General features: G+C 60.1%; 24 protein-coding genes. 4 read left to right on the forward strand and 20 right to left on the reverse strand.

The window, feature by feature from the left end; translation table 11 throughout:
* Both ACILSI_RS05795 and ACILSI_RS05800 read left to right on the forward strand, forming a co-directional pair.
* A partial coding sequence (locus ACILSI_RS05795) for a hypothetical protein (protein ID WP_395720907.1) occupies positions 1 to 326 on the forward strand: 326 nt, incomplete at its 5' end.
* Between the two features lie 233 nt (positions 327 to 559).
* The gene (locus tag ACILSI_RS05800; protein ID WP_395720908.1) at positions 560 to 1,534 is read left to right on the forward strand and encodes a LysR family transcriptional regulator; all 975 of its coding nucleotides are present in this window, start codon (positions 560 to 562) and stop codon (positions 1,532 to 1,534) included.
* Positions 1,535 to 1,892: 358 nt separating this feature from the next.
* On the opposite strand, the gene ACILSI_RS05805 is transcribed toward ACILSI_RS05800, so the two are convergent.
* The 13 genes from ACILSI_RS05805 to ACILSI_RS05865 all read right to left on the reverse strand — a co-directional run bounded on the left by ACILSI_RS05805 (position 1,893) and on the right by ACILSI_RS05865 (position 18,177).
* Positions 1,893 to 7,337, reverse strand: a complete 5,445-nt coding sequence (locus ACILSI_RS05805) for a ThuA domain-containing protein (RefSeq protein WP_395720909.1) — start codon at positions 7,335 to 7,337, stop codon at positions 1,893 to 1,895.
* 147 nt (positions 7,338 to 7,484) lie between these two features.
* Positions 7,485 to 8,411: an AraC family transcriptional regulator gene (locus tag ACILSI_RS05810; RefSeq protein ID WP_395720910.1), complete on the reverse strand. Its 927-nt coding sequence runs from the start codon at positions 8,409 to 8,411 to the stop codon at positions 7,485 to 7,487.
* 168 nt (positions 8,412 to 8,579) lie between these two features.
* Complete coding sequence (locus ACILSI_RS05815) at positions 8,580 to 10,997, reverse strand: M56 family metallopeptidase (protein ID WP_395720911.1); 2,418 nt, start codon at positions 10,995 to 10,997, stop codon at positions 8,580 to 8,582.
* A gap of 6 nt (positions 10,998 to 11,003) precedes the next feature.
* The gene (locus ACILSI_RS05820; protein WP_395720912.1) at positions 11,004 to 11,384 is read right to left on the reverse strand and encodes a BlaI/MecI/CopY family transcriptional regulator; all 381 of its coding nucleotides are present in this window, start codon (positions 11,382 to 11,384) and stop codon (positions 11,004 to 11,006) included.
* A gap of 71 nt (positions 11,385 to 11,455) precedes the next feature.
* Positions 11,456 to 12,514, reverse strand: coding sequence for a hypothetical protein (locus ACILSI_RS05825; protein WP_395720913.1), 1,059 nt, complete (start codon positions 12,512 to 12,514; stop codon positions 11,456 to 11,458).
* A 60-nt stretch (positions 12,515 to 12,574) separates the two neighbouring features.
* Entirely contained in the window at positions 12,575 to 12,931 is a 357-nt protein-coding gene (locus tag ACILSI_RS05830) for a hypothetical protein (RefSeq protein WP_395720914.1), read from the reverse strand.
* A 4-nt stretch (positions 12,932 to 12,935) separates the two neighbouring features.
* A complete protein-coding gene (locus ACILSI_RS05835; RefSeq protein ID WP_395720915.1) occupies positions 12,936 to 14,306 on the reverse strand; it encodes a sulfatase in 1,371 nt (456 codons plus the stop codon).
* 284 nt (positions 14,307 to 14,590) lie between these two features.
* Complete coding sequence (locus ACILSI_RS05840) at positions 14,591 to 15,052, reverse strand: TMEM14 family protein (RefSeq protein ID WP_395720916.1); 462 nt, start codon at positions 15,050 to 15,052, stop codon at positions 14,591 to 14,593.
* A complete protein-coding gene (locus tag ACILSI_RS05845) occupies positions 14,986 to 15,459 on the reverse strand; it encodes a hypothetical protein (protein ID WP_395720917.1) in 474 nt (157 codons plus the stop codon). The genes ACILSI_RS05840 and ACILSI_RS05845 overlap by 67 nt, the downstream gene beginning before the upstream one ends.
* An 84-nt stretch (positions 15,460 to 15,543) precedes the next feature.
* Positions 15,544 to 16,371, reverse strand: a complete 828-nt coding sequence (locus ACILSI_RS05850; protein ID WP_395720918.1) for a GDSL-type esterase/lipase family protein — start codon at positions 16,369 to 16,371, stop codon at positions 15,544 to 15,546.
* Between the two features lie 132 nt (positions 16,372 to 16,503).
* Positions 16,504 to 17,415, reverse strand: a complete 912-nt coding sequence (locus tag ACILSI_RS05855; protein WP_395720919.1) for a hypothetical protein — start codon at positions 17,413 to 17,415, stop codon at positions 16,504 to 16,506.
* Positions 17,412 to 17,927 carry an RNA polymerase sigma factor gene (locus ACILSI_RS05860; protein WP_395720920.1) on the reverse strand — a complete coding sequence of 172 codons (516 nt, stop codon included), beginning with the start codon at positions 17,925 to 17,927 and terminating at the stop codon, positions 17,412 to 17,414. Before ACILSI_RS05860 ends, ACILSI_RS05855 begins: the two co-directional genes overlap by 4 nt.
* 94 nt (positions 17,928 to 18,021) lie before the next feature.
* Entirely contained in the window at positions 18,022 to 18,177 is a 156-nt protein-coding gene (locus ACILSI_RS05865) for a sigma factor (protein WP_395720986.1), read from the reverse strand.
* Between the two features lie 243 nt (positions 18,178 to 18,420).
* Here ACILSI_RS05865 and ACILSI_RS05870 point away from each other — a divergent pair, with 243 nt between their 5' ends.
* Positions 18,421 to 18,810, forward strand: coding sequence for a DUF302 domain-containing protein (locus ACILSI_RS05870; RefSeq protein ID WP_395720921.1), 390 nt, complete (start codon positions 18,421 to 18,423; stop codon positions 18,808 to 18,810).
* Positions 18,811 to 18,948: 138 nt separating this feature from the next.
* Here ACILSI_RS05870 and ACILSI_RS05875 read toward each other — a convergent pair whose 3' ends face one another.
* The 7 genes from ACILSI_RS05875 to ACILSI_RS05905 all read right to left on the reverse strand — a co-directional run bounded on the left by ACILSI_RS05875 (position 18,949) and on the right by ACILSI_RS05905 (position 24,569).
* A complete protein-coding gene (locus tag ACILSI_RS05875; RefSeq protein ID WP_395720922.1) occupies positions 18,949 to 19,299 on the reverse strand; it encodes an RNA recognition motif domain-containing protein in 351 nt (116 codons plus the stop codon).
* A gap of 266 nt (positions 19,300 to 19,565) precedes the next feature.
* The gene (locus ACILSI_RS05880; RefSeq protein ID WP_395720923.1) at positions 19,566 to 19,976 is read right to left on the reverse strand and encodes an RNA recognition motif domain-containing protein; all 411 of its coding nucleotides are present in this window, start codon (positions 19,974 to 19,976) and stop codon (positions 19,566 to 19,568) included.
* 216 nt (positions 19,977 to 20,192) lie between these two features.
* Positions 20,193 to 21,131, reverse strand: coding sequence for a glucosamine-6-phosphate isomerase (locus tag ACILSI_RS05885; RefSeq protein ID WP_395720924.1), 939 nt, complete (start codon positions 21,129 to 21,131; stop codon positions 20,193 to 20,195).
* A 93-nt stretch (positions 21,132 to 21,224) separates the two neighbouring features.
* Entirely contained in the window at positions 21,225 to 21,650 is a 426-nt protein-coding gene (locus ACILSI_RS05890; protein ID WP_395720925.1) for a GNAT family N-acetyltransferase, read from the reverse strand.
* Positions 21,647 to 22,867 carry a molybdopterin-dependent oxidoreductase gene (locus ACILSI_RS05895; protein WP_395720926.1) on the reverse strand — a complete coding sequence of 407 codons (1,221 nt, stop codon included), beginning with the start codon at positions 22,865 to 22,867 and terminating at the stop codon, positions 21,647 to 21,649. Before ACILSI_RS05895 ends, ACILSI_RS05890 begins: the two co-directional genes overlap by 4 nt.
* A 28-nt stretch (positions 22,868 to 22,895) precedes the next feature.
* Positions 22,896 to 23,768 (reverse strand): uracil-DNA glycosylase, encoded by an 873-nt coding sequence (locus ACILSI_RS05900; RefSeq protein WP_395720927.1) that lies wholly within the window; start codon positions 23,766 to 23,768, stop codon positions 22,896 to 22,898.
* A 66-nt stretch (positions 23,769 to 23,834) separates the two neighbouring features.
* A complete protein-coding gene (locus ACILSI_RS05905; protein WP_395720928.1) occupies positions 23,835 to 24,569 on the reverse strand; it encodes a hypothetical protein in 735 nt (244 codons plus the stop codon).
* 243 nt (positions 24,570 to 24,812) lie between these two features.
* On the opposite strand from ACILSI_RS05905, the gene ACILSI_RS05910 reads away from it, so the two are divergent.
* Complete coding sequence (locus tag ACILSI_RS05910; RefSeq protein ID WP_395720929.1) at positions 24,813 to 25,205, forward strand: hypothetical protein; 393 nt, start codon at positions 24,813 to 24,815, stop codon at positions 25,203 to 25,205.
* Positions 25,206 to 25,263: the final 58 nt, after the last annotated feature.

The following is a 25,263-nucleotide window of genomic DNA, read 5'->3' on the forward strand; positions in this document are numbered from 1 at the left end:
CCACATTTGCCAAAGGCCGCTGCGGGGCTTTTACCGTGGCTGTTACCGCCGCCGGAATCGCTGCATCAGCCTTCTGCTTGGCCGTCGATGATTCGGCTTTCGTCACCGGGAGCGTCATCGGCATTCTCCCTGACCGCCAAAACCACCCAACTCCAAGAAGAAGAAAGAAAGCAACAATGAAGATGGATCGTCTCGCAGTCATAAAGAGGTTGGTGGTGACTCGTCTTTGGTTTTTAACAAAATCGGCCGACGGGGGGCAATCAGTAAACGGCTTACACCATCGGTTAACTCTGAATCCCGCAGACAGAAGCCAATGCGATCCCTGACCCGCTTCGCGGCAGGATTAGTTGCAGATGCGCTAACAAGGTCTGGCACACTCGCTGACCACAAAAGCCATCCAGCGCATACAAAAACGAAAAAGACAAAGTCGATGATCGATCGTTTCGGAGTCATAAATCAGAAGAGTGGCTGGGGAACTTTGAACTTATCATAAAGGCAACATCTGTTTTCTGAATGTCCTCGTTTAAACATCTCCTTAATGACCGTTACTCTCAGAGCAATGAAGCCCAAACGCAGTGCCAAGCCCTCCGATGACCGCCGCTACTTCAAGGAAGTGCGGTTTCGCCAGATCCGCGCCCTGTTTGAAATCGCCAGGCACGGCACCTTTGCGGCGGCGTCACGCAGTCTCGGCATGGCCACGCCCTCGGTCTGGCGGCAGGTGCGGGCGCTGGAGGACGACTACGGCGTGCAACTCGTCACCGCCAAAGGCCATGACGTGCGCCTTACCGAGGACGGCGAGCGGCTGCTGGACCTCGCCGCGCCGCTGGTGGAAGGCTTTGACTCGCTCAAGAAGGTCTTCCACGACCAGCACGGCAAGGCCGAGCGGCATCTCCGCATGGCTGCGCCCGCCACCGTGCTCAACAGCACCCTGCGCCATGTCATCGCCCGCTATCGTGAGTCCCATCCGCAGGTGCGCCTCTCGCTCATCGACGCGCCATCGCGCATCGCTTGGCAGCTCCTGGAGGCCGAAAAAGCCGACCTCGCCATCGTTGGCACGCCGCAGGCCGTGACGTTGCCCACACGCTTCGAGGCCACACCACTCGTGCGCTACCCCTTTGAGGTCGTGTGCCTTGCCAGCCATCCCTTTGCCCAGATCAAAGCCCCCAAACTGCGCGACATCGTCAAGCAGCCGCTCATCCTCGCCGGGGAAGACTCCAGCTCACGCATACAGTTTGATCACCTCGTCGCTAAAGCCGGCCTGAGCGCCCAGGTGAACGTCATCATGACGGCGGGCAACGTCACCTCCATTCTCAACTACGTCGCTCTCGGCATGGGCGTGGCCATTCTCACCCGACCCGCAAGTGAAGCCCTGCCAGTGCCCGCCGATGTGAAAGCCCGCTTCATCCACCGCGATGTCTCCAGCTTCCTCGGCCACGACCAAGTCGCCCTCCTCCACCCCAAAGGCCGCCACGAACTCGCCCACGTCCGCGCCTTTCGCGAGATGGTGATGAAGGGCCTGAAGGCGGAAGGTTGAGGACGACCACTCGGAAGCGCCATGCCAAGCGCAAAGCTGGCGCAGTTGCGGTGCTAATCTCATCGCTGCGCGCCATGTTCAACCTCCCACTAGGCCATCGACACGGAGAGGAAGAGCACGTCGGTGGCGGGGATGTCGAAAGGGGGGCGGGATTCACCCCAGGTCAGGTAGATGAAGCCGCCTTTGATCCTGCGGATGTATTCCCGGCTGATGCCACTCTCACGAGCCCCGGCTGACGTCGCTCAAACCCATCGCTTCCCGGAGTTCCTGCAAGCGCCACCGGTAGCCGCCAGCGGATGCGCTCGGCCTGATCGTGGGCGTCGTTTCGTTGAGTGAGATCGGCCATAGGTGTGCCGAATCATGGCACAGAAGGCTGGAGCAGGTGGAGCAGGCCTATTTGAACAAATGCAGTGGATTCGGGATAAGCGTTCCAATCCAGTGTGTCTTCCATTCCGTCATTGTCGGTGTCGGTGACGCGGTTGTTCACGGCACCGAGTTCGTTGATCAAACGAACGTGGAGTGGGTTGTTACCGCAGTAATAGGCGAGGATGGCGTTGGCGCGTCCGGCATAGCGCGGTTCATTTGTTGCTGAATGAAGGACTGCGAGCGCGTGCAGCCAGTGCCCGCCAATGTAGAGGGAAACATGCGCATGCTCACTTTTGCCAAGATGAAAGGTCAGTCCTCCCTCTTTGGTCATGTGACCGAACATCGGTGTTGGTGTGGGTCGCTCTGACGACACCGGTTTCAGGGCGAGCCAAACATCAGCGGCTTTCATGGCAGCCGCTTTCCAAATCGGCGCGTTCTTTTCGGAAGCGAGCACCCGCACTCCTTCTGCGAGCGCGGCAATGTTCATGGCTGTCGCATTGGCGTAGCGTGACCAGTTGCCGTCGGCTTGTGCCGATTCCGCGAGCGCGTTGAGAGCGTCAATCGTGATGAGCCGCAAGGAACGCGGAGCCTCATGCTCGCCAAGTTGGACCGGCAGATCAGGCCTGACTTCGCAGGCGGCCAGCATGCCCAGCAGGAGGTAGGCGTGTTCGCCGGCGGTGCGGCTCCACAGTGGCAGGCCGGACTTGCTGCGCAGGGTGTAGCCGTGCTCGAAACCATCGTGCAAACAGAAGCGCAGGGTCAGCGCGATGGCATCGCTCACTTTGTCTGCAATCGGGCCATGCGGATCGGCCTTCAAGGATTCCCCGAGAGCCCAGACGGCGCGACCGTTGAGGACGCCACCCCGGGCGAAGTCGCGGAATGCTGGATTCGCAAACCAGCCTTTCCCTTCCGTCAACCACTCACCCGTCTCGAACATGCCGTAACGAAAGGCACCTGCGGTGTAGTGCTCCTGTTTCCCGGAAGCTTCCCGCAGGGCAAAGTTATCCGCGTCGCGATGCTGCATGGCGAGAAGGTTGGCAAGCACCTCGTCCGCGAGCAAACGCCGGTTATCGACCACCGACGGGCTTAGGCGTTGGCGCATCCGGTAGAGCACGAGAATGTCCGCCGGGTCATTGGTGAAGGTGTAGGGCCTGTAGTTTTTGGGATCACGGTTGGCGGGATTGCCATCCCACGGATGGTCGTTGCTCGGGTTGAACCAGGGATTCCAAACGGCCTGCCAAAAGCCGCGGGCAACGCGATGATTCATCGGCTGGGACCAGTCGCGGTCGCGGTGGTCGAAATCATAAAGCGTGGCGTGCTCCTTGAACCAGGCGAGGTCGCCGGGACGAGCGAGGTCGAAGGCTGGCTGTTGAATGCGCATGAGCTTAGCCGCGCGGCTGTGCATGAACAGGTTCACCAGACCGCGCATTTGCGGCCAGTGCGCAGACTCGGCATCCTTGCGGGCATTGGCATCAATGAAGTCATCCATGAATGCGAGCGGCAGATCGGGTTGTGCGCCGTGTCCGCCTGAAACAATGAGCAGGGCCTCCGCCTGGTGGTGCACGAAGTCTTTGCCGCCGAAGTCAGCGGCATCCGTCGCGTCCACATAGAGCAGCATCGGCGAAAGCACTGGCGCACCGGCAAAGTCCTGCGGGAAGCGGCAGGTGAAGCTCTTGTTGCTCACGGGTGCACGGGTTTCGAAAGTCTGGCCGGATGAGGTTGTCACCCGCACCCGAACAAACGTTTGGTTAGCACTATCCGCAGTGCCACGAATCGTCACCGCACCGGTCGCGACATCCGTTATCGGTGATGGCTGCAAGCTCGGGCGGAGATCCACACTCGGAGTGACCAACGGCGCGGTTGCCATCGACCGCGGCTTCTCCGCAGACCACTTCACCGCATTGCCAAGGATCTTGGCGAAGTCAGCGTGCTCGTGGGCTTCTTTGCCGTGGCCGAGGGCGATGCTGATGATGCGGGCGGTGGGGTGTGGAGTGAGCCAGACGCTGGGATGTCTGGCGCTGGTGATGGTGGACACGGCTTCGGCGAGCACTTCGCAGCGAGGGTCGAGGTTCACGAGGTAGAGTTCGTCTTTGATGGTGAAGGGGCTGCTTACGCCTTGCATCACGGGGTGCTGGGGCTTGAGGGCGTGGACTTGAAATTCACGATACGGCTCGTGCTTGCTGGCTCCGCCGCCGACGAGGTCTTGGTTGTAAGCGGGCCAGCCGGGCCAGTTATACCAGGTGCCTGGGTGCAGCAGCACGAGGCCGCCTCCACGTTTCACATGCTGCATGAGCGCGGCACGGAAGGGCAGATGCGCGGAGTAGGCCTGGTCATTGGCGCTGAGCACGACGACTTCGGCAAACGGAAGTTCGGCGGCGGCGACCTGTGGGGCACTGGTGTAGGCGAGGTGATAGCTGCCGGAGTCGGCGAGAATGCGGCGGTCGTGCGTGTCGAAGAACTTCGCGAAGTCATGCGAAACACCGCCGCCGATGAGCAGGACGCGCGGCTTGCCGTTCTCCGCGTTGCGCGGCAGGAGGGGTGCAGCAGGTGAGGCGGACGAAGGGCTGGCCGCAGCCGTCGTGGCGATGTTCACCGGCCCTCCATCGAAGGGTGCGGGACTGGCTTTGCCATCGGTGCCGACACTTTCCAGGGTGATGGCGGCGATCATGGGCGCGGCTTTTCTCGCTGTGCTGGCCAGCGTGAGCTTCGTGATGGTTTGCGCGGGCTTGGAGAGTGGCCGCCAGAGGTAGCGCATCTGGCCACGGGCGACGAGCTGCGTGTTGGCGGAACCGGGGACATCGATGGGGCCGGCGTGGTCGGCGATGTCCACACCGTTGATGAAGGTGAGCGCTTCGTCGCTGCCGTCGGCATAGTGCACGGTGATGGTGAAAAGCGGTTCTTTTTCCTTCATTGCTGGCCAGCCCCAGCCTGCGACGGCACCGAGCAGGTGCAGGCGCGCGGCGGTTTGATTCACGGGCAAGTCCACGCTCTGCGGCATGGTGCGGCTGACGGCTGCTGGCTGGGCTCCGCCTTTGAGGACGATGACGTTTTTTGCCGACGGCAGGCTGGCGGGATTTGGGAGTGTGAAGGGGACGCCGTTCACGAGCGTGTCGCCGTAGCGACGGATGGAGACGCGGTCCATCTCCGTAGCGTTGGTGAGATAGACGCCCTGGCGGCCATCGGCGGTGGCGGCTGTGCCAAAGGTGAGCGGATGAAAGCTCTGCAAGCGCCGCTTTGACCAGGAGACGAGTTCATCGTGCGTCCACGGCTGCTTGCGATCCGCGCTGGCCTGGCGAGCGCGGGTGATCTCGCGCGCATCGGCTGGCTGCGGCCAGGCATGCCAGCTCGTGCCGATGTAGCTGAGCACGGCGGCGATCTGTTCGTCACTGTGGGTGCCCTCCAGCGGCAGCATGAGCCCTTCGCCGAAGGTCTGACCTTCGATGGGGCCGGTCTGGCCTTTGAGCACGAGGCGCGCGAGCGCGGGCACGTTGCCACCATTGGCGAACCACGCGGACTTCACCAGCGAGGGGGCGAGCATCTTGTCGCCTTGCTTCACGCCGTGACCATCCGGGCCGTGGCAGGCGATGCAGAGTGTCTCATAGACTTGTTTTCCCTTCTCGGCGGCCTGGCTGAGATTCTTGCGCAAAGCGTCGCGGTCCTGTTTCAAGATGAGATCCACGAGTGGCAGCCGGCTTCCCGCGCTGGCAAGCGACTGTGGCAGAGGGAGGCTCCCGGCCTGATCGGCAGCGCGGAAGGCAAGGAAGACTTGCAGGGCCACGTGGGCATCCGCATCCGATGCCATCGCGAGCAACCGCTGCTGGATGTCGATTTCCTTTTTGATCAAAAGAGGCTCCGCGAGCTGCACGGCGGCGCGTCGCACACGAGGATGCGAATGAGCGAGCGCGGTGATAATTTGCCCGCGCTGCAAGGCCCCCAGCCCCTGCAAACTCCAGAGCGCACAAATGCGCGCATCGGGCGATTCGTGCTCCGCGGCCATGCGATTCAAGGCAGGCACGGCTTCATTGCCGCCACGCGTGACGATGAGTTTCTGTGCCTGATCACGCCACCAGCCATTTGGATGCGCCAGATGCGCGACGAGCTGCTCGGTCGTTTCATCGAGCATTTTCGGCGCGGGCTGTTTCGGTGCATCGTCCGGCACAAGGCGGTAGATGCGGCCATGGCGCACCACCTTGGTCATGCCCCACTTTTTTACGCGCTCATAGCGTGCCACCCAGCGCTCGAGCTTCTCATCGCGCCAGTCGCCATGCTTTTCCGCGAGCGCGGTGGGGAACCACGTCTTCTCCTGGATGATGCCGCGATACATGTCCGCGAAGTAGAAGGCCCCATCCGGTCCGGTCTCTGTCCACACAGGCCGAAAATACGCGTCACTGCTGCGGATGAATTCGCTGCCGGGAAAAGCATTGTGTGCGATGCCGAGGCCGTCCTTCCACTCCACGCGCGTCATGCGCAGCAGGCGGCCCACCGGCTCGCAAGTGACCGCGCAGCCATACCACTGCGGCATGAGATGCGAGCGCAGCACCGTCTGGCCACAGGAGGCCGTGAAGCGCTTCAGCACGGCGCGGCGCTCCACGTCATACTCGCCATCGCTCTCGTCCCACACCGGACAGATGCCCCAGGTGCGGTCGTAATCCGGCGCGTGCTCCTGCACATTCAGCACCGGATAACCTGAAGGAAGCTGGAAGGAGTGCGCCGGATTGTTTCCGCCGCCATAGCTGCAGAACAGCCGCCCATCGTCGTCACGCGCCAGACCATACTGGCTGAGGCGGCCGCGAGCGTGAGGCTGCGCGGTGAGCTTGCCTGCATTCCATGTGAGGCGGCGGTCATTAGTGCAGATGGTGTTGTCCAGATTCCACAGGAAGCCGCTTTGCTGGTGCTCGTTGTTGCCGTGGTCGTCCGCCCCCTGCCACGCGACCTCGAGGCGATCGGCGACACCGTCGTGGTTGTCATCGTAATAAGCGTAGATGGTCGAGGACTCCGTGAAATAGACCAGCACACGATCCTGCATCGGCATGATCGCGCGCGGCAGGATGACGTTGTCGATAAACACCGTGCGCTTGTCCATGACGCCATCGCCGTCTGTGTCCTCCAGCTTCACCACCCGGCAGATGGGCTTGAGCTGATCCGTGCCATGCTCGTCCTGCATGTAGGTGCGCCATTCGCAGACGTAGAGCGCCCCGTTTCCATCAAAGGCAAACATCACCGGCTCCTCCACCATCGGCTCCGAGGCCACGCATTGCAGATGATGGCCCTTTGGCACCTCGAACGTCTTCATCGCCTCCGCAGGTAGCAGCGGTGGATAAGTCACATCCGGGTTCCATTCGCCTTCAGCCTGGAGCGGCGAGAAAGGCAACGTGAGAGTGATCAGCAGCGAGCCGAGACAAGCGAAAGGAGAAGATGAAAAGTGCGAGGCGATCATGACGTGGAGCATACGGATGCCAACCTGACATCTCCATGAGCACAGCGGGCGAGTGCATTCGCAAAACGGGCATTTGTGCAATGGGAGGAGAGCGGCAGGCGAATGGGAGCAGCATGATGGGCCGTTTTCCTGCCCTCATTTTTCCGCTTACTTGCGCTGCCGTTTCCGAGCACCGTCTGCATCATTCCGAGCCGCATAACTCGAAGGCGGCCAGCCGATGACTTTCTTGAACGTGGTGGAGAAAACGAACGGGTTAGCGTAGCCCACGACCTCGGCGATGCGTTTGATCGGCCAATCCGTGCTCAGCAGCAGTTCTGCCGCGCGTTTCATCCGCAGGTGCATCAAATGCGCATGGGGTGAGCGTCCCGTTGCTGCACGCGAAAGCCTGCGCAGATGCTCTGCACTTAAAGACGCCACCTGCGCCATCTCTGACATCGTCCACGGCTCCGCCAAATGCTTTTCCACCGCCTCCCAGAGCCGCACGACACGCGCATCAGGATCAAACGAACGCCGAAACTCCTCCACGCTGACCAGCACCAGCTCCGCCCAGCGATGCAGCACCGGCGGTGGCGCACCCGCCAGCGCCGCCTCGCGCAGCCCCAGCACGGCATGACTCAGCGGTGCCGCATTCCACCGCGTCATCACCTGCATTCGATCCGCTGGCCCGCGAAGCACCTCAGCCCCCTCTGCCACACGCACCCAACAGTGGCTCCACGGGCGGCCTTTCTCAGCATAAAAAGCATTCAACACACCCGGCATCAGCAAGACAGCCTGCCCCTCGCCGCAGGCCTGCCAGCGGCCATTCAAAAACACCTGCCCACCGCCCGACAGAGTGGCCATGAAGTAAGCGCCGCTCAACTTCGTGCGCACAATGCGGTAAGGATGCGAAGTCGTCAGCACGCCCGCATGAGCCAACCCCAACGCCCCAAGTGCCGCCACCACGGGCGAACCTGCCAGCCACGAGCGGGAATCCCCTTTGGCACCCCGCACCCCCAGCGTGACCGTCTCCGCCGGACGAATGTCCTCAGCCTCCCAGAGTTCTGGATTGCATGAGGCTGAAGAACGGGCTGGCATGGGGTGACAAATGAATGCGCACGGGAAACAACGACCCGCAAGACACCGCACGATCACGGAGAATCATTTTTGCTTCAAGCCAGACGATTTCGCCATCGGGCCAAACTCCTTGTCCAACATGCCGTGCAGGCGTTTCACCAGCGAGGCGTGGTCGGGGTTGGCTTCCGTCTATTTACGTTCGCTCCGAACCGGTGTGATGACAAATACATCGCCTTCCACCGTCAGCTTGCAGCCGGCGACTTCGGCGACGTAGCGCAGGGCTTCGTAGGCGGGAACATCTTTGAGCTGCATGGTGATCTTGGCCATGGGATCGCCGCCGGGTTTGATGAGGATGTTCAAGCCCTTCTTTTCAGGATCGAAGTCTCGGCTTTTGATGCGCAGAAATTCACCCGCTTCTGCCAAGGTGGCCTCATGGAACTGCACCTTGGGGATGATGATTTCGCCGGCGGCGGATTTCGGTCTGGTGTTCGATTTGATCGCGGCCTTTTCTGCCGAAATTCTCCCCTGAGGAGTTTCGAACTTCACATCGCCAACCGCTGTGACCACTCCGGAAACCTTGTCATGGGTGAGGGAGTCTGAGGTAACAACCATGCCTTGATTGCCGGAAACGGGCGCCCCCGCCTGGTTTTGCTGCGCTTCAAAGTCGGCCTGCGAGATCAGGGTTACGGCGTAACGCTCGACCACGAGGCGCAGGTTGGAGAGCTGGGCCACATACTTCAGTGCCTCACCCAGAGGGATGTTTTTCAGATCCAGTGTGATTCTTGCCTCCGCGATGTTGCCGCCCGCTTTGACGATCATGTTCACCCCTTTCTGGTTCGGGTCCGTCGTGGTGGTATCGAGATCAAGGCTCTTGTGTCGAAGGAACTCCACTGCCTCGGAGAGCGTGGCGTCAGCGAAAACCACGCTGGGCAGAATGATGGAGTCGAGCTTGGCCTGAAGCGGGCTCATCCCGGCTGCAGTTTTGGGATCAACCGGTTTGCCGGTGGCGGGATTGAACAGTCGAGCGGTGACAAAGACCAGCGCGTGCCTGGTGACGTTTTCCGTCTTTGCGGTGACGCGCCCTGCCGAGCGGTCTTCGGTGTTTTGCTTCGTGGAGGTGGAAGCCAAGCCAAGCACGACGGTTTGCCCGGGCATCATCGTGACGCTCGCCGTCGCTTTGCGTTCCTTGAAGACAGGTTGCTCCACTCCGCTCTTTGCATCCTTGATCATGCCTTCCAGCTCTACGATTTGCGGTGACAGCTCAAGATCGATGTCGTTCTCTCCACCCTTCGTGGCAACCATCGTGAGCGTGGTGCCGAGTTGTTTCGTGGCAGGCTTGCCGGTGGCGTCCTTGTAGGCGAACTCGCGACCAATCTCGATCCTGGCCTCCTGGCCGGATCGGGTTGTCACTCGCGGCATCGAAAGGACATCTACCCCTTTAGTTGTCTCGATCTTCTTCCACAGAGCGCTGAGTTGCTCGTCATTGAGCATTCCGCTGACACTGGGTGACTTCCCAGTCGTCGCAAAGGAATCAAGCAGGTCCGTCGCCCCATCAGTGACCTCGATGAACTTGGCTTCGATCAACATCTGAGGAGCGTTCTTGTCAGGCGGCGCGGCTTTGGTGATGCCGAGGAAGGTGAGAAGCGCAATGCTGAGACTGAGCGTGGTTTTCATTGTTACCGTTTGGGTGGGTGATTTGGCGATGGATTGAATGCGAGAACGAAGCGCGCTGCCGCGCTGGAAGATGCCGACAAAGCCGAGGCTGAGACCGTGGTGGCTGAAGGTGCTCTGCACTTTCAGCAAGGTGTGCCCGTAGGCGACTCGCTCGGCCTGCGGCTCGCGGTCGAGCACCTGGGCATCGCACGCGGCCTCGCGGTCGAGCCGTACTTTGAAGAAGGCGAGCCAAAGCAGCGGATTGAACCAATGCAGCGAGAGGAGCAGGCAAAGCAGCGCGTTGAGCCGCAGGTCGCCGCGCTTGAGGTGAGTGAGTTCATGCCTGAGGACGAGCCGCGCCTCTTGAGCCGAGAGGGATTCATCGAACCCCACCGGCAGCAGCAGCACGGGTCGCCACAAACCGGTCACGGCAGGACTGCGGACGACCGGCGACATCCACACATGCGGCACACGGCGAAGACCGATGACCTGGGCCAGCGCAGCGATTTCATGCAGCAAAGCATCGTTCACCGGCACGCGGTTGTGTTTGATCCGCCAAAGCGCCAGCGCATAGGAACCGAGACAGATCACGATCATGCCCGCAGCACCGAGTAGCCAGGCCGGGAGCATGATTTGGCTCCAGGAAATGGGTGCAGATGTTTCAGCTGCTCCGACAGCTGATGGCGCGACGCTGAAAGCCGGCTCCTGCGCCACCCTCACCGGCGCGGGTAATGGCGCGGGCGCTGTGCGAACGATGGAGCCGACACTCCACTGACTCTCAGGGAACGCGGGTGTCAGAAGCACCAACAGCACCGGCAACCACAGAGCATAGCGCCAGCGGGCGGGCACGCGATGGCGCAGCAACACCTGCAAGCCCAGCACCGCGACAGAGAGCAACGAGGCACGGGCGCTGGCGGTGAGGAGCCAGTCAAAGAGATGTGCGAGTGTTTCCATGGCAGGTCAGGAGTTCAGGGATTGATCGAGGATTTTCTTCAACTCGCGCACTTCCTCGGCGGTGAGTTTGCTGTTCTGCGCAAAGTGGACGAGCAGAGGCTTGGCCGCGCCGCCGAAGATGCGCTGCATGAAGGACTCGCCCTCCGCACGGACGCAGGCCTCGCGCTTCACGGCGGGCAGGTAGGTGCGTGTGCCAGAGCTGTTCTCGCCCGTCTTGATAGCGCCCTTGTCGATCAGGCGTGTGAGGAGCGTGCGCACCGTGTTCTCCGCCCAGTTCATGGTCGGGCGCAGGGTTTTCGTTAGCTCAGAAGCGGTCTGCGGAGAAGACTCCCACAGAGCTTCCATCAGGCTCCATTCGGATTCGGAAATGTCAGGCAGGGATGGCATAATGGAAGCACATCACTACATTTGTCGGGGTTTGGCAACTACAAATGTAGGGATTCGAAAAGAATCTTACATCAGCGCTCCGTCTGCCGCTGCGCCACCAGCCACTCCATGGCTTTGAGCTCGCCATCGACCTGCACACGGCGGGTGTATTGGCGCAACTCCGACTCCGTGAGCGTGGGCAGCAGTTCCGTGTGGCTTTGGATCACCGATTTGATGCGGGCGATGCGCTTGTCCATCTCGCCCAGCCTCTCCACGACGATGCGTTGATCGCCCGGCACGAAATCAAAGACATGAAGCTGGTTCAGCAGCTTGCGCTCCATGGAGACACTGATGAGCTGGTTGATGAGCAAGTCTCTATCCCCGCGTCCGCCCACCAACTCGGCGGCCTTCACGCCGGAGCGCCCCAGTGATTCCGCTTTGGTTCGATCACCCCGCTCTTTGGCGGCCACCATCGCCTCCGCGATTCCTGCGCTTAACTTCATCACCTCGCCACTCATCACGGGCGTTTGCGCCATGCCCAGCCACTCGGCCTCCATTCCCTGGTAGCCCGCACTGTGATACGCGTCGGTGATGCCGGACTGCCATGTTTCACGAAAATCATTCATGCGTGTCGATTCGAGTGCCGACAGCTCCTTCATCGCCCCATCGAGATCCCTGCCATCGAGGGCCGACTTTGCAGCCAAAAGATAGCCCAGCGAGTTGCCGGGATCGTGCTCTTTCAGGCGTGCGATCCATTCCCCGGCCTCTGGTCTGCCGCCACGCTTGATGAGCATCGCCGCGGCGACTCGCGGATCGTCAGGAAAGCGCTCCACAGCCTCGTCCAACCACTTGTCACCGCCGTCACCGAGCATGGAGGCCACGATCAAACTCAGCGCATCGCGCCCACGCGACTCCACATAGTGCTCGATCTGCTCCGGCGTGAGTTTGGCGATCTCACCGTTCAGCATGCGCTTCAGGAAATCCGGCGTCTGCCCTGCGGAGACCGTGTGGTTCACGTCCACGGTTTTTCTCGACGATTCGGGCTTCGACCGCCGTTCTTCCATCTGTGGACGAGCGGCAGGCCAAAAGACGACCGCCGCGCAACTGAGAGCGCACAGCACAGCAAGACCCAAGTAGAAGCGAGGAGACATGTTCACGAAGCAAGGACGGATGAGCGCAAGTTTATTGTCTATACCGCCGAGGTTTCGATCTCAAGGCTTGATGCTCGACTCCACCTTCACGCTGAAGTCAGGCGCTACGGTCGCGGTGACCCGGTAGTGCGGCGATGCCTCCAGGTACCCATTCTCCGGTGGGCTGTATCTTGTTCCGTTTGCTTCAAAGGCAAGCCGCAGGCCCGAATCAGCTGTCGGGCGCACTGCCGTTCTCTCGCTACCGCCTGAAACGATGTCGCGCAGCTTTTCCGAAAAGCCTTGGCCGGAGATCACCACATTCGTGATCGTAACGCCCGAGTTGTTGCGCACCGTCACCTGCGGATGTCGCGAGCAGCCCGGCACTCCCGATACCAGCAAGAGCGACAGACAAAAGCAGGCGAGGGATGATGCGTTCATCCTATTATTTTACTGCGGCCTTTCGAGGAGACAACGCTGTCATTGGGCCGAACTCCTTGTCCAACATGCTGTGCAGGCGCTCCACCAGCGGGGCATGATCGGGGTTGGCGATGACGTTGTGATACTCGGCCTCATCGGTGCTGTGGTCGTAGAGTTCCGCGGTGCCTTCGCGGCGTTCGGTGAGGCGCCAGCGTGAGGTGCGGACGGTGCGGCCGTTGCCCCATTGGCAGAAGGCACCGGGTTTGCCTGCGGCTTTCGGGTCCATGAGCAAGGGTAGGAAGCTTTTGCCATCGAGCGTTTCAGGCGCGGGGAGTGCGGCGAAGTCGCAGAAGGTGGGGAAGAGGTCGAGCAGTTCGACGATGCCGCTGGCCTTGGCGTTCTTTGCGCCCTTCGGATGGCGCACGATGAGGGGGACGCGCATGACTTGCTCATCAATGCTGTGTTTGCACCACTGGCCGCGCCAGCCGAGGTGATAACCATGATCGCTGGTGAAGACGACGAGGGTGTTGTCGAGCTGGCCTTTGGCACGGAGGTGATCGAGCAGGCGACCGATCTGCTGGTCGAGCGTGGTGACGGCGGCGTAATAGGCGCGGAGACCTTCGCGGTGATGGGCCTCGCTCATTTCCATGCCGGGCTCTTGCAGCAGAGAGCCGGGCGGCAGGGGAGTGGCATCGGCGGGTGTCGTTTCAGGGGTGAACTTCGCCGGATCATGCTGGTCGTAAATCGCGCGGGTGCTGTCCCAGGGCACATGCGGGGTGTGGAAGCCGATGGCGGCAAAGAAGGGCTTTGAGGCATCGCGTTCCTTGTCGAAGAACTGGATCAAGCGCTCGGCACGCACCCAGTCGCCCATGGCCTCTTGGGAATCGGCAAGGCGGATGAGCGAGACGCGTTTCCGCTGCTGGCCGAGGTCCTCATCGAAGAAGGTGTTTTGTGTGGGCAGCTTCGGGGCCATGTCCTCACGCTTCACTCGCAAGTCCCAGGCCTTCGGGTCGGTGTAGGCGTCGTTGGGGTCGTCGTGATCGATCTTGCCGATGGCGGCGGTTTGGTAGCCGTGCTCGCGGAACCAGCGCCCCATCGTCATCGTGTCGGGATGCTCGATAAAATGATTCGCCTTCGCATGACGAGTGTTCAGCCCGAGCATGAACGAAGTGCGGCTGGGGGTGCAGACCGCGCCCTGGCAGTAAGCCTTGGTGAACACGACACCTTCGCTGGCGAGTCGGTCGAGGTTCGGCGTGATGGCCGTCTTGTCACCGTAGCAGCCGAGACGCGTGGCGAGATCGTCGGCGATGATGAAAAGTATGTTCGGCTTTGATGGCTCGGCGGCGAGAGGCACCACTGCGGCAGCTAGGAGGAAGAGCAGGCGGAGTGGTGACATGGAAGATGGCAGATAAGTTAGGCAGGAGAATGGGGGTAGAAGAATGGTTCAGATTCTCCTGCCTAAATCCGGTTATTGACCCGCGAGGAGCGGCTTCAGCTTCTCCGCATAATCGAGTGCGGCAGCAGTGGAAATAACGAAGAGAAGGAAAGCGGATCGGATCATCCTGAGAATACGGGGAACCTTTCAAACACTCGACAAAGCGGTTTAGGCAGGAGAGCCAAACGCGATCGTGAGCGCAAGCGGCGACGAGGACCGGCACACCGTAAATGAAAGTTTCCGTTTTAATGATCGTCAAATCCCGCCAGCAGGCCGCTGGTCGCAAGCGCTGCCAGGGCCATGAGGCCACCGGGCATGAACTTTCGACTCACCCACCAGCGGTAGCCAAAGAGGCAAAAGAGACATCCGACAATGAATCTCGCGACCGAGCGGGAAGTGGTTGTGCCGAAAAATCCCCAAGCGGCGAACGCCAGGAGGGCCGCGATAAGGCCACTCGTAAGCAGCGACACCCGACTCCCAGCTTTAAAGTAACCGACCAGCCCCCCAGTGAGAAGCACTGCGATAAACCCCCATAACACCATATCAAAATTGGTCATGGTGGGGAGATTTCCTGTTTCACCAATCCATTGCAAGGAGAAAGGAATGCTGGCCGAAAGGGACTGAAATGAATTGGCTGTCGTCAGCTTGCGGGTGTGGAGTTCATGGTCTTCCGCGTCGGAGAATGCTTTGTCACAGCGGATGCCCACTTACGCCACAAGACCGCGCAGACGGCCCCGGAAACAATGCCGGGAACAAGGAAGGCCGCAGCCATAAGGGCGTGATCGTAAGCAAGGACTTTTTCAGTGAGGAGAAATGCCCAAGCTGCAAGGGGCAGGGACGAAAGAAAACCGGCGCCCGCTCCCACCCGCGCAACGGAGGCCGCGCGATGGACGACATGCGGATGGCGGCCCACGACCCATGAAAACAGCAATCCGGAAACCGCCGATGGAATGAGACCATAAACATAGGCCATGAACAACGCAGCCACCGCAATGCCGATCCCCTGGGCGTCGCGATGGAAGGCGGCGAGAGTGAGGATCGTGATAAGAAACGGTACGGCTGCGGCGGCCGGGCCGATCAATGCGAAGAAGGCGATTGTTTTTGCGCGTGACATATCTTTTCGATCAGGGGCTGGAGCATATAGCCTTCAAGGGTGCGCCCTGCAGAAATGAGGTGAGCGATTTCTTTTCGCTGTCACCTACTGCGTCTCTAACAGCGGCTTCAATCGCAGCGCATACAGGGCGTAGCCTGCAGGTGAGAGATGGATGTTGTCCGGCGTGAAGAGGTCCTTCTTGATTGTGCCATCGGCGTTCGTGAAGTCGGACCAAAGGTCGAGTACCTTCACCTTGGCATCACTTTCGAGCTTTAGCGGATCGAGGGCGGCATTGGTCTTCTTGATGTCCTCGTAGAAACGATTGCCGGGAGCGTGGGCAGGCAGAATCTTCGCGACGATGATCGCGGCGGCGGGGAACTTCTCGCGCAGGTTCTTCACGCACATCTGGATGCCGAGCGCGGCTGCCTCGATGCCGGTCTCGGGGGTGAAGAACATGTTGTTGTTGCCGATCATGAGCACGATGGCCTTGGGCTGGAGTCCCTCGACACCGCCGTGATCGAGTCGCCACAGCACGTTCTGCGTTTTGTCGCCGCCGATGCCGATGTTGACGGCTTTGAGCTCGGGGAAGTGTTTTTTCCATGACTCACCCCATTGGATCGTGATGCTGTCGCCGACGAGCAGCACGTCGATGGGGCCTTGATTGGCCTGCACGGTCTTCACATGGGCTTCGTGAAGCTTCAGCCATGAATCGCCGCCGAAATGGCCAGCGCTGGGCACTTGAGGCCAAAGCTGCGGCAGATGCTTGTTCGACTCGCGACCCGGACGGCGCTCGTATTCGGGCTTGTCGATGACATAAGCACGTTCTTCCGCCGTGAGCGGCCAGCCGGTCTTTTGCGGTTCGGCGGTGACGTGCGGGTAATCGAGAGCGACGGCTGTGGAGGCAAAAAATAGGAGGAAGGTTGGACGGATCATCTTGGGAAATACGGAGAGCCTCACGAAGAATCGACAATTCATTTTAGGTAATAGAATGGGGGCAGAAGAATAAGGGCTAAAGTCTGCTTCACCGTCATTCTACTGCCCCCATTCTTCTGCCTACTGCTGATCTCACCGCTGCACGATGCGCACAGGCAAGGTGGGCTGGGTTTTCAAAGTCAGCTTCACGTTGTCAGCGGAGAGACCATCGAGCTTAGCAGGTCGAAGATTGGGTCGGGCGGCGATTTGGATGACGGCGAAATCAGCTTGAGCAGGGATGAGGCACTTCGCAGTGAGGGTGCGCACACCTTTAGCATCGGAGCCGAGCGTGGTGACCTGGGCACTGCCGCTGGCGAGGGCTTCCGGGATGCTTTGCGGCCAGGTTTGATGCAGGGAGCCGGGATCGCCTGAGAAAAGGTAGAGCTGACCGAAGAAGGACACAGAGGGTCTTGTGTTGGGGGCACGACCATCGCGAAAATCCGCACTAAGTTCGAGCACGGAATCGCCCTCCGGGCTCAGCGCGTGCCGCAGCGGGCGCAGATCGACGAGTTGGAACACATCGCAGGAGATCGCGCGACCTGTAGGATCGCCCGAATCGCTGCCGGGTGCGATGAAGCGCAGTTGGCCATCGCGGATCGCGGCCTCATCACCACTCCAAAAGCCCGCTTGGTGAGGAAAACCATGCTCCAGCCGGTTTTCATCGAACGAGCCGTTCAAGAGCGAAAAGAGCCGCTCGGTCGTCGCTTTCGGCGATGAGATGGCCCAGACAATCGACGCGCTGAAAAGGCCGATGACGAGCCCGGCGGCCATCGCGGCGATCGGGCGGGTGATCCAGGTGGTTCTTCTCTTTGGACCCGGTTCGATGCGGAATGCCTCCTGACGAAACCGATCATGCAGCGCCATCGAGCGGACCTGCATGTCGGCAAAGAGCTGTCGTTTCACCGGATCATCACGCATGGCGGTTTCGAAGGCGAGGACTTCATCCGGCGTGAGAACGCCGTCTTGGTAGCGCATGGCTTGAGCGAGAAAGTCGGTGTCGTTCATGAGGCGGATTCGGTTTGAAGGCGGGCGCGGATGCAGTCGCCGAGGGTTTTGTGAAGGCGGGCGAGCGCTTGATAGACGGTTTCGATCTTGCGGCCCATGATCGCGGCCACGTCGGTGCAATTGCGACGTTCAAAGTAACGCAGGCGCAGCACCTCGCGGTTGTTCGGCGTGATCTGCGTGATGCAGTAATCCAGCGCCTCCTGCATCGCATCGGTCTTCGATTCATTCGGCCAGTCCTCTGCCAGCAGCGCCAGCATTTCATCGCTGAGGCCAACGTAACGACCATCCCGCGCCCGCAGAATGTCGATGGCGCGATTTTTCCCGGCGAGCCGTGCCCAGTTCATGAGATGCGCCGTCGTCTCGAAGCTCTCCGCCCGCGCCACCGCCTTCACGCACACCTCTTGAAAGACATCCTCCGCCAGATGAAAATCCCGCGTCACGCTGGCAAAAAACGCCGTGAGCGGCAGCCGCTCAGCGAGCAAGGTGGCGGTGAGGGATTCGGGTGTGAGCATGGTGGTCCCAAGACTACGAGGCGACCAGACTGATCTCGACATGGCCTGTGAGGAGGATATCTGTGTGCTCTTGTAAGGCTTTGTGCAGGTAACATTATCGGTCACGTAGCAAAGCCAGCGCCTTGTGTTGCGCAATGCCCGATGCCCAGGCGCGGAATTCACGGGTCGGATCGAACTCGCCGAACTTCTGCCATAGAACGATGATCGTCTCCTGAAGCGCCTCGCTGGCGTCTTCACGGGATGGCAGCAGTGGCCCCGCAGCAAGGTGTGCAGTGCCGCCTCATGCTCCGCAAAGAGGCGGAGAAATTGGTCATGGTGCTGGTCGTCGAGGTTCGGCATGGAGTGTGTCTTTCTATTTCCAGGAACGGCGCTCATTTGCCGAAAATAGTTTCAGGCAGAGATAATGAGGTGGCGCGCCTTTGGGACAACCGAGGCGCTGCTTTCGTGAGCTTGTGTGATGCAATCGTGGTTCTCCTGCGGCAGTGTCCCCATCATGAATCCACGCTATATCGCCGAAACCACCAAATCACCGGCCCAGGCCGTGATCGATCTCGAAGCCTCGGTCAAACAGCACGGCTACGGCGTGTTGCACACTTACGACCTCAAACAGACCCTCGCGAGCAAGGGCTTCGACCTGCCGAATGCCTGCCACATCCTCGAAGTCTGCAATCCCCAGCAAGCCGCCGCCGTGCTGACTGCCGACATGGGCATGAACATCGCTCTGCCATGTCGCATCTCCGTTTATCAAGACGGCGGCAAGACTTTGATTGGAATGGTGCGTCCTTCGGCGCTGCTGGCTTCTCTGTCTGAGTCAGCCGAGTTGAAAACCATCGCTGAACAGGTGGAGAAGGACACCATTGCCATCATCGAAGCGACGAAGTGACTCGCCGAGTTATGATTTGAGCCCTCGTCATCGTTTGGGATTGGGTGCTGCCAGTGCGGCGTCAGGGCACATAAAAGCGGCATCCCGTTGCCAGGATACCGCCGTGAATTTTGGGGGTTGGGAGGGAATCAGGGGCGCTTAGTAGCGACCGCCGCCGCCACCACCGCCGCCTTTGCCGCCGTAGCCGCCGCGACCACCACCACCGCCGCCGCCGCCGCCACCTGCATAGGCTGGGCGATCTTCCTTCGGACGGGCTTCGTTGATGGTCAGGTTGCGACCGCCGTAGTCTTTCTCATTGAGGCCACGGATGGCTTCGTTCATGGCCATGGTAGAATCCATGGTGACAAAGGCAAAGCCACGGGGGCGGCCCGATTCGCGGTCCATGGGCAGGTGGACGTCGGTGACAGTGCCGTAGTCGGTGAAGAGCGTGCGGATGTCGTCTTCGGTGGCATTGAAGGGCAGGTTGCCCACATACATTTTCGTGTTCATATCTTTTATTGGGTCGCAGTTCCCCTGTGAGAGGCCAGACAGAGCTCCGATATCGGATTTCAGAACACCAACGAATCAAAAAGAATCACCTGATGAACAACTTAGTTGGCATGCACCAGGTTAACTTGCGGTGCTCCTATCGTCGCCAGGGCCGCAATAGCAAACGATTGCTCAAATGGTTTTGGTTTTCCCCGTGAGCCATGAAAAAGCGGCATCCCGTTGCCAGGATGCCGCCAAGATTGGTTTAAAATAGGATGCGCTGCGAATTAGTAGCGATCACGGCCACCGCCGCCGCCACCACCACCGCCGCCGCCGTAGCCGCCGCGACCACCGCCGCCGCCACCGCCCTTGCCGCCGTAGCCGCCGCGACCACCGCCGCCGCCACCACCACCGCCGTAGCCACCACCGCCGCCGCCACCAGGACGTTCTTCCTTCGGACGGGCTTCATTGATGGCGAGGTTGCGACCGCCGAAGTCCTTGCCGTTCTGGCCGCGGATGGCTGCTTCCATCGAGGAGGCAGAGTCCATGGTGACAAAGGCAAAGCCGCGTGGGCGGCCGGTGTCGCGATCCATGGGGAGGAAGACATCAGTCACCACACCGTGCTCGGAGAACAGGCTGCGGATATCATCTTCGGTGGCGCTAAAGGGCAGATTGCCCACATACATTTTCGTGTTCATTTTCGTTTATTGGGTTCGGTCAGCCTGCGCCAAGGCTTGAGTAAGCTCCGTTATCGGATTTCAGAACACCAAAGAAACGACCTGATGAACGACTTAGCTTAGCCTTTATCAGGTTAACTTGCGGCCCGTATGTCGGTCTAGTCCGGCAAATAGCAAACGATAGTTTCGACGCGCCACAGCGCGTCAAACTCGCAAACTGCCATTGGGAACCCCTGGTTAATGCATCTCCACCTCGCAGTGGCCCAGGCCGCCGCGGTAGTAGTTGAACTGCACATTGGGGTGATCCGCGAGCAAGGACATCGGCACCGAGCTGTCGGCCAGGCGTTTGGAGATCATCAGCGCGGTGAGGCGCTGGCCCAGGGGATTGTCATGCAGGCCGGCGTGCCAGATGCTCACCTTCTCGGCCATCCAGGTTTCCTTCGGGCCGACGGTGATGGCCATCTTGGGCACCATGGTGATGTTTCCACCGCCGGAAGTGCGGGCGTTTTGCGCGAGCGTGATGGGATGCAACTCGACGACGCGAGTGCTGAGCTTGCGGTATTCGGCAGGGGGCGGCGGCTCGTTTTTCCATTTGCCGGTACGCTTGAGGGGGTCGTTGAAGGCCCAGTGCTTGATGTCGCCCTGGCCGCCCTGCATGACGACGCAGCGCACGCCGCTCTGCCAGCTTTTCACATATTCAGCCACGTCCGCTTTTGGGAAATGCAGGTGGGAGTCCGGCATGCAGAGCTTTTTCTGCATGCGGTCGAAGCAGAGCTGGCGGTCCGCCCGCTCAAAGGACAGCGGATGCTCCATGCTGACCTCTTTCTTGGTGTTTTCGTCGTACCACTCGTCCATGCCCCAAAAATGGCCGTCTTTGATGGAAATGCCGAGGTCGTTGATGAGACGCGCCACGAGCGGGAGCTGCTCCGTGGGGCCGATGGGGCCGCAGATGCCTGTGGGATTGTCCGGCGTGGCCTGACGCCAGGCGTGGATGTATTCCAGGGCCTCGGCGAGGTAAAAATCCTCCAGCGTGTCGTACATGACGACCTTGAAGCCGGGCCGCGAAAGCTGGCGCAGATCGCGCTCGGTGAGCCTTGCGGCGTCGTTGATGAGGTCGAAGTCCAGGGTGGTGTAATCCCACCAATCCGGGGCGATGTGACTGAGTTTGCGCGACATGGCTGGTTGTTTGAGTTGAGAAGTGATTCTCAGGGAAAACGTTCCGTTTGCCAAGCCCTCATCATCTGGCGCGGGAAATTTCTTCCATGCGCCTTAAAACTTCAGCGCAAAATGATGACAAGTGATGTCCAGGCCCTTGTGCAGGTAAAACCGATGCGCACCAAAGCGTTGCACGCCGGAATCGATGTGGAGTTGAGCGCAGCCGACCAGTTTCGCCTCCCTGATGAGCCAGTCGAGCAAAGCGCTGCCAAAACCGCCGCCGTGGTCGGCGCCGCAGGTCACGAGATCGTCCACATGCATGATGCGGCCCCAGGCGAGGGTTTCGAGCAGCCGGTAGCCGGTGACGGAACGCACGACGCCCTCGCATTCGAGAAACGCCAGATGATAACCCTGCGCGCGCTGTCGTGCGACTCGCGCGAGGAACTCCTGCCGCGTCAGATGCGGGCGCAGTTCATGCATGACATCGAAGCAGCGCAGCGTGTCAGCCTCAGTTTCGGCGATTTGAATGAGCCGCGTCATGCCAAGACCTCCAACAGCGCTTTTTGGATGCCGTTGCGACCGGATTTCGGAAACGGACGCGGCATCGGCTGAGCGGCTCCGTTCGCATCAATCGTGCGGCAGCGCAGCTCATGCTTGCCGACGGGGATTTTGAGCGGTTTCGCGGTCCAGCGGCAAAGCGTGTGCCGCAGCGGCCATTCGCGTGGTTTTCTCGTCACGGGATCAAACTGCGCCGGATGCAGCGGCGCGCCTTTGAAGCCTGCGATGCCGCCGCCATCGAATGGAACGATCTGCGCGTCCTGCCACGGCGCTTTGGTGAGGTGTGGATCGTTCGCCGGAAGCGGTTGGTTCACATCACGCAGCCAGTATTGCACCTTCTTGAGGCCGGAGATGCCGACTTGGACATTGCCGTGGATCGTCAGCGGCTCACCCGCCTTGATCTGCGATGGCAGGTCGCCGAATCGCGCGAAGGTCTTGAGCCAGGAGTTGATGTCGTTGTTGCCGTTCGCGTAGGTGTCGTCGGACTGATGTTCGTTGGTGAAGCCGACACGTTGCAGCCACTTCACCGATTTGAAGCCGTATGCCTCCGGCACGATCATGCGCACCGGACCGCCGCGCTCGCCGGTGAGGAACTCGCCATTGAGCTTGTAGCAAAGGATCACGGGCTGCTCGCCCGGCGGATCTTCAAAGACACGGTTCATCGGCAGGTAGCATTTGAAGATCTGCTTCGGGTCTTCGTTATGATGCCCATGATACCAGATGTGGCGCAGGTTTTCGACCGGGCCGCAGTGCCACAGCACATCACGCAACGGCACGCCTTCCCACAAACCGTGACCGAGCGGGTCGGAGAGGTTGTTACAGGTGATGACCTTCAAGTAACTCACCGCCTTCGTCTTCGCGATCTCCATCAGTTTCTCGAACGTGAGCGCTGTGCCATCGCTACGCAGCATCGGGCGCTCGATTTTAGAGTTGCTGGCCGGATCGGCGACGATCTCAAGCTGCCACGTCTCGCGCAACATGCCGATCTCACGCTGTTTTTCGACGGGCAGCTTGTACGGCAGCGGATTGCCGCGCTCGACGTTGTAAAAATCACCCGAGGGAGTGATGCAGCAGCCTCCTTCCTCGCAAACCGGCCCGGCCTTCTTCCCGGCGGCCTGCGTTTCCGTTCCAGCCAGCGCCGTGGCGCCCGCGGTGCCGAGTTTGAGCAGATCGCGGCGGCTGAACGATTTTGGTTTCATGGCGGCATTCAAACGACCGCCTCCATGCCTATTTTGCCTGGAAATAGCCGCGCTGCTTCTCGCTGATGGGCAGGCCGAGCTTTTCCATGACCTTGAGCATGTCCTCCCACACCTGGCGCTTGGCGCGAATGCCGTCGCCCATCTTTTCCTCACGCAACAGATACGACGGATGATAAGTCACCATCGTGGGAATGCCGCTGGTGCTGTGAAAACGACCGCGCAGCCCTCCCACACTGCCGGGCATACCGAGTCCTTCCGCTGCCGTGGCACCGAGGGCCACGATGACCTGCGGCTTGATGAGATCGATCTCTGTGAGCACGAAGGGCAGGCACGCCTTCATCTCCTCGGCGGTCGGCTTGCGGTTGCCGCTGCCCTGATTGTCCATCGCAGGGCGGAATTTGCAGATGTTGCTGATGTACACCTGCGGACGATCGAGTCCCATCGCCTTGATGATGGCCGTGAGCTTTTGCCCGGCAGGTCCGACGAAAGGCTCGCGCAGCTTTTCCTCCTCCGCGCCCGGTGCCTCGCCCACAAACATCAATTTCGCGTGTGGATCACCTACCGCAAAGACCATCGTCTGGCGCAGGCTTTCCAAAGCACGCGCCGGTTCCCACGTTTCCGCCATCGTGCGCAGCGCGGCGAGTTTTTCCTCGATGGTGTCACCCGCGACCTCGATCAAACCGGGCTTCTTGGTCTCCGGCGGCGGATTGTCGAGAATCGCTCGTGCTCCGGGCGCGGATTCGACGCTGATCGGCTTTGTCTCAGGAATCTCGCGCGTCACCGGCTTGCGGTCCAGGCCGCTCAATTTATCCAGTGCATCGGGCCGCAGCGGAATGTGCGTCACGCCGAGAAGTTGGCGCTGCTGCAGGTGTTGTTTGAGAAGATTCGAGGCGGCGGACATGTGGGTAAATGACGAAGCCAGAATGGCGAATGACGAATGAATGTCGAATGCCGAAATGAACCATCATTACTGTTGCAGCAGGCTCCATCTCAAAATTTTGATGGGATGGAGAAACCAACCGTTGGTTGTGGTGGGTGCATGAATCTTAATGACCTTCAATTTGCCAGGGTCTGCCTCAATCCAGGTTTCATCGCCAAGATAAGCCATGATGTGAACACCATCATCGGTGACAGCGATGTCTCCAGCCTGCAATTTCTTGTGATCGAGAGTCTTCAGGTCAGGACCGTCGAACAAATGTTTTGTCAGTCCCTGGTGCTCCTCACCCAGGGCTTTGGCACTCGTGTCATTCCACCAAAGCGTCAAACCGTGCTGGATCAGGCCCAAGTCTGCGTTAGCCACACCACTGTAAAAACAAGCGTCGATCAAACCTCTTCTGATCAAACCGGAGCAGTCGATGCCACGGTGAGACTCTCCTCCCCAATAATACAAACAGCCCTCATATGTTTGCAGCCGCTCCACATAACTTGAGCGCAAAGTTTGGATGGGAGTGTGGATGCTCCAAGGCCATGCAACGAGCGACGCCAAAGCACCGAGCCCAGCGAGGCACGCCATTCTTGCTCTTCTTTTGGACCAAAGGCACGCAACACAAGTTACGAGGAGGCCAAGAACCAACCCCACGGTGTTGAGGCGAGATGCCCGGTTTGCTTCCGGCTGGAATGCGATTACAGCCATGGCAACAAGAGCCAGGCACCAAAGGGCCACAAAGACGCGTGAAATGCTGAGCGGCTTGCCTGTGCTCATATTAATGGTGTGAGAATTGTTGCCTGTAACCAAGCCGCATGTCCATTCAAATGGCGAGAATCAACAAGACGTCGCAGGCGATGAATTTGCGCTTTGGAGGCGGCGGACATGTAGGGAGAATGGCGAATGACGCATGAATGTCGAATGCGGAGATGGTCATGTCCGCCGCAGCAGGCGGGTGAATTTTAGCCTTTGCATTTGACGGTAGAGTCCTAACATCCGCTCCAACTATCCACCTACGCCATGAACCGAATCTTCACTCTCGCGGTCAGTGTGCTCCTCATCGTCGTCACCTGCGCATCAGGGGCCGACAAGTCCAAATCGAAGTCGACCAAGCTGCCGGAGTATCCGAAACAGTCGCGCATCAATGGTGCCCTCAAGAATCTAGCCAAAGCCCAGGAACTCGCCAAAGGCAGCGCCAAAGAAGTGGGTGACGCCATCATCTATCTCAAAAAGGCCGAGATTGAATTGTCGAAGGACAAGGGGAACAAGCACGGCTCCTTCAAAGAAAGTGCCCACCGCCTCAGCGGCCAGGCCGCCAAGGATCTGGAGAACGGCCTCTCTGACAAGGCTCTGCACAACATCGAGGAGGCCATCGAAGCCACCCACAAGGCTGGCAAGGCCGGAGAGAACTGAAATCACGCACGGTATGGCCTCGTTTCATGACGCTGGTAGCCTCCAACCCGGCTCAAAC

The organism is Prosthecobacter sp. (assembly GCF_044232965.1).
Taxonomy (GTDB): domain Bacteria; phylum Verrucomicrobiota; class Verrucomicrobiia; order Verrucomicrobiales; family Verrucomicrobiaceae; genus Prosthecobacter.

Bases quoted from the DNA above. Each gene is read 5' to 3' on its own strand.
- ACILSI_RS05800 (WP_395720908.1), top strand. From the start codon at position 560: ATGAAGCCCAAACGCAGTGCCAAGCCCTCCGATGACCGCCGCTACTTC.
- ACILSI_RS05805 (WP_395720909.1), bottom strand. From the start codon at position 7,337: ATGATCGCCTCGCACTTTTCATCTTCTCCTTTCGCTTGTCTCGGCTCG.
- ACILSI_RS05810 (WP_395720910.1), bottom strand. From the start codon at position 8,411: ATGCCAGCCCGTTCTTCAGCCTCATGCAATCCAGAACTCTGGGAGGCT.
- ACILSI_RS05815 (WP_395720911.1), bottom strand. From the start codon at position 10,997: ATGGAAACACTCGCACATCTCTTTGACTGGCTCCTCACCGCCAGCGCC.
- ACILSI_RS05820 (WP_395720912.1), bottom strand. From the start codon at position 11,384: ATGCCATCCCTGCCTGACATTTCCGAATCCGAATGGAGCCTGATGGAA.
- ACILSI_RS05825 (WP_395720913.1), bottom strand. From the start codon at position 12,514: ATGTCTCCTCGCTTCTACTTGGGTCTTGCTGTGCTGTGCGCTCTCAGT.
- ACILSI_RS05830 (WP_395720914.1), bottom strand. From the start codon at position 12,931: ATGAACGCATCATCCCTCGCCTGCTTTTGTCTGTCGCTCTTGCTGGTA.
- ACILSI_RS05835 (WP_395720915.1), bottom strand. From the start codon at position 14,306: ATGTCACCACTCCGCCTGCTCTTCCTCCTAGCTGCCGCAGTGGTGCCT.
- ACILSI_RS05845 (WP_395720917.1), bottom strand. From the start codon at position 15,459: ATGTCACGCGCAAAAACAATCGCCTTCTTCGCATTGATCGGCCCGGCC.
- ACILSI_RS05850 (WP_395720918.1), bottom strand. From the start codon at position 16,371: ATGATCCGTCCAACCTTCCTCCTATTTTTTGCCTCCACAGCCGTCGCT.
- ACILSI_RS05855 (WP_395720919.1), bottom strand. From the start codon at position 17,415: ATGAACGACACCGACTTTCTCGCTCAAGCCATGCGCTACCAAGACGGC.
- ACILSI_RS05860 (WP_395720920.1), bottom strand. From the start codon at position 17,927: ATGCTCACACCCGAATCCCTCACCGCCACCTTGCTCGCTGAGCGGCTG.
- ACILSI_RS05870 (WP_395720921.1), top strand. From the start codon at position 18,421: ATGAATCCACGCTATATCGCCGAAACCACCAAATCACCGGCCCAGGCC.
- ACILSI_RS05875 (WP_395720922.1), bottom strand. From the start codon at position 19,299: ATGAACACGAAAATGTATGTGGGCAACCTGCCCTTCAATGCCACCGAA.
- ACILSI_RS05880 (WP_395720923.1), bottom strand. From the start codon at position 19,976: ATGAACACGAAAATGTATGTGGGCAATCTGCCCTTTAGCGCCACCGAA.
- ACILSI_RS05885 (WP_395720924.1), bottom strand. From the start codon at position 21,131: ATGTCGCGCAAACTCAGTCACATCGCCCCGGATTGGTGGGATTACACC.
- ACILSI_RS05890 (WP_395720925.1), bottom strand. From the start codon at position 21,650: ATGACGCGGCTCATTCAAATCGCCGAAACTGAGGCTGACACGCTGCGC.
- ACILSI_RS05895 (WP_395720926.1), bottom strand. From the start codon at position 22,867: ATGAAACCAAAATCGTTCAGCCGCCGCGATCTGCTCAAACTCGGCACC.
- ACILSI_RS05900 (WP_395720927.1), bottom strand. From the start codon at position 23,768: ATGTCCGCCGCCTCGAATCTTCTCAAACAACACCTGCAGCAGCGCCAA.
- ACILSI_RS05905 (WP_395720928.1), bottom strand. From the start codon at position 24,569: ATGAGCACAGGCAAGCCGCTCAGCATTTCACGCGTCTTTGTGGCCCTT.
- ACILSI_RS05910 (WP_395720929.1), top strand. From the start codon at position 24,813: ATGAACCGAATCTTCACTCTCGCGGTCAGTGTGCTCCTCATCGTCGTC.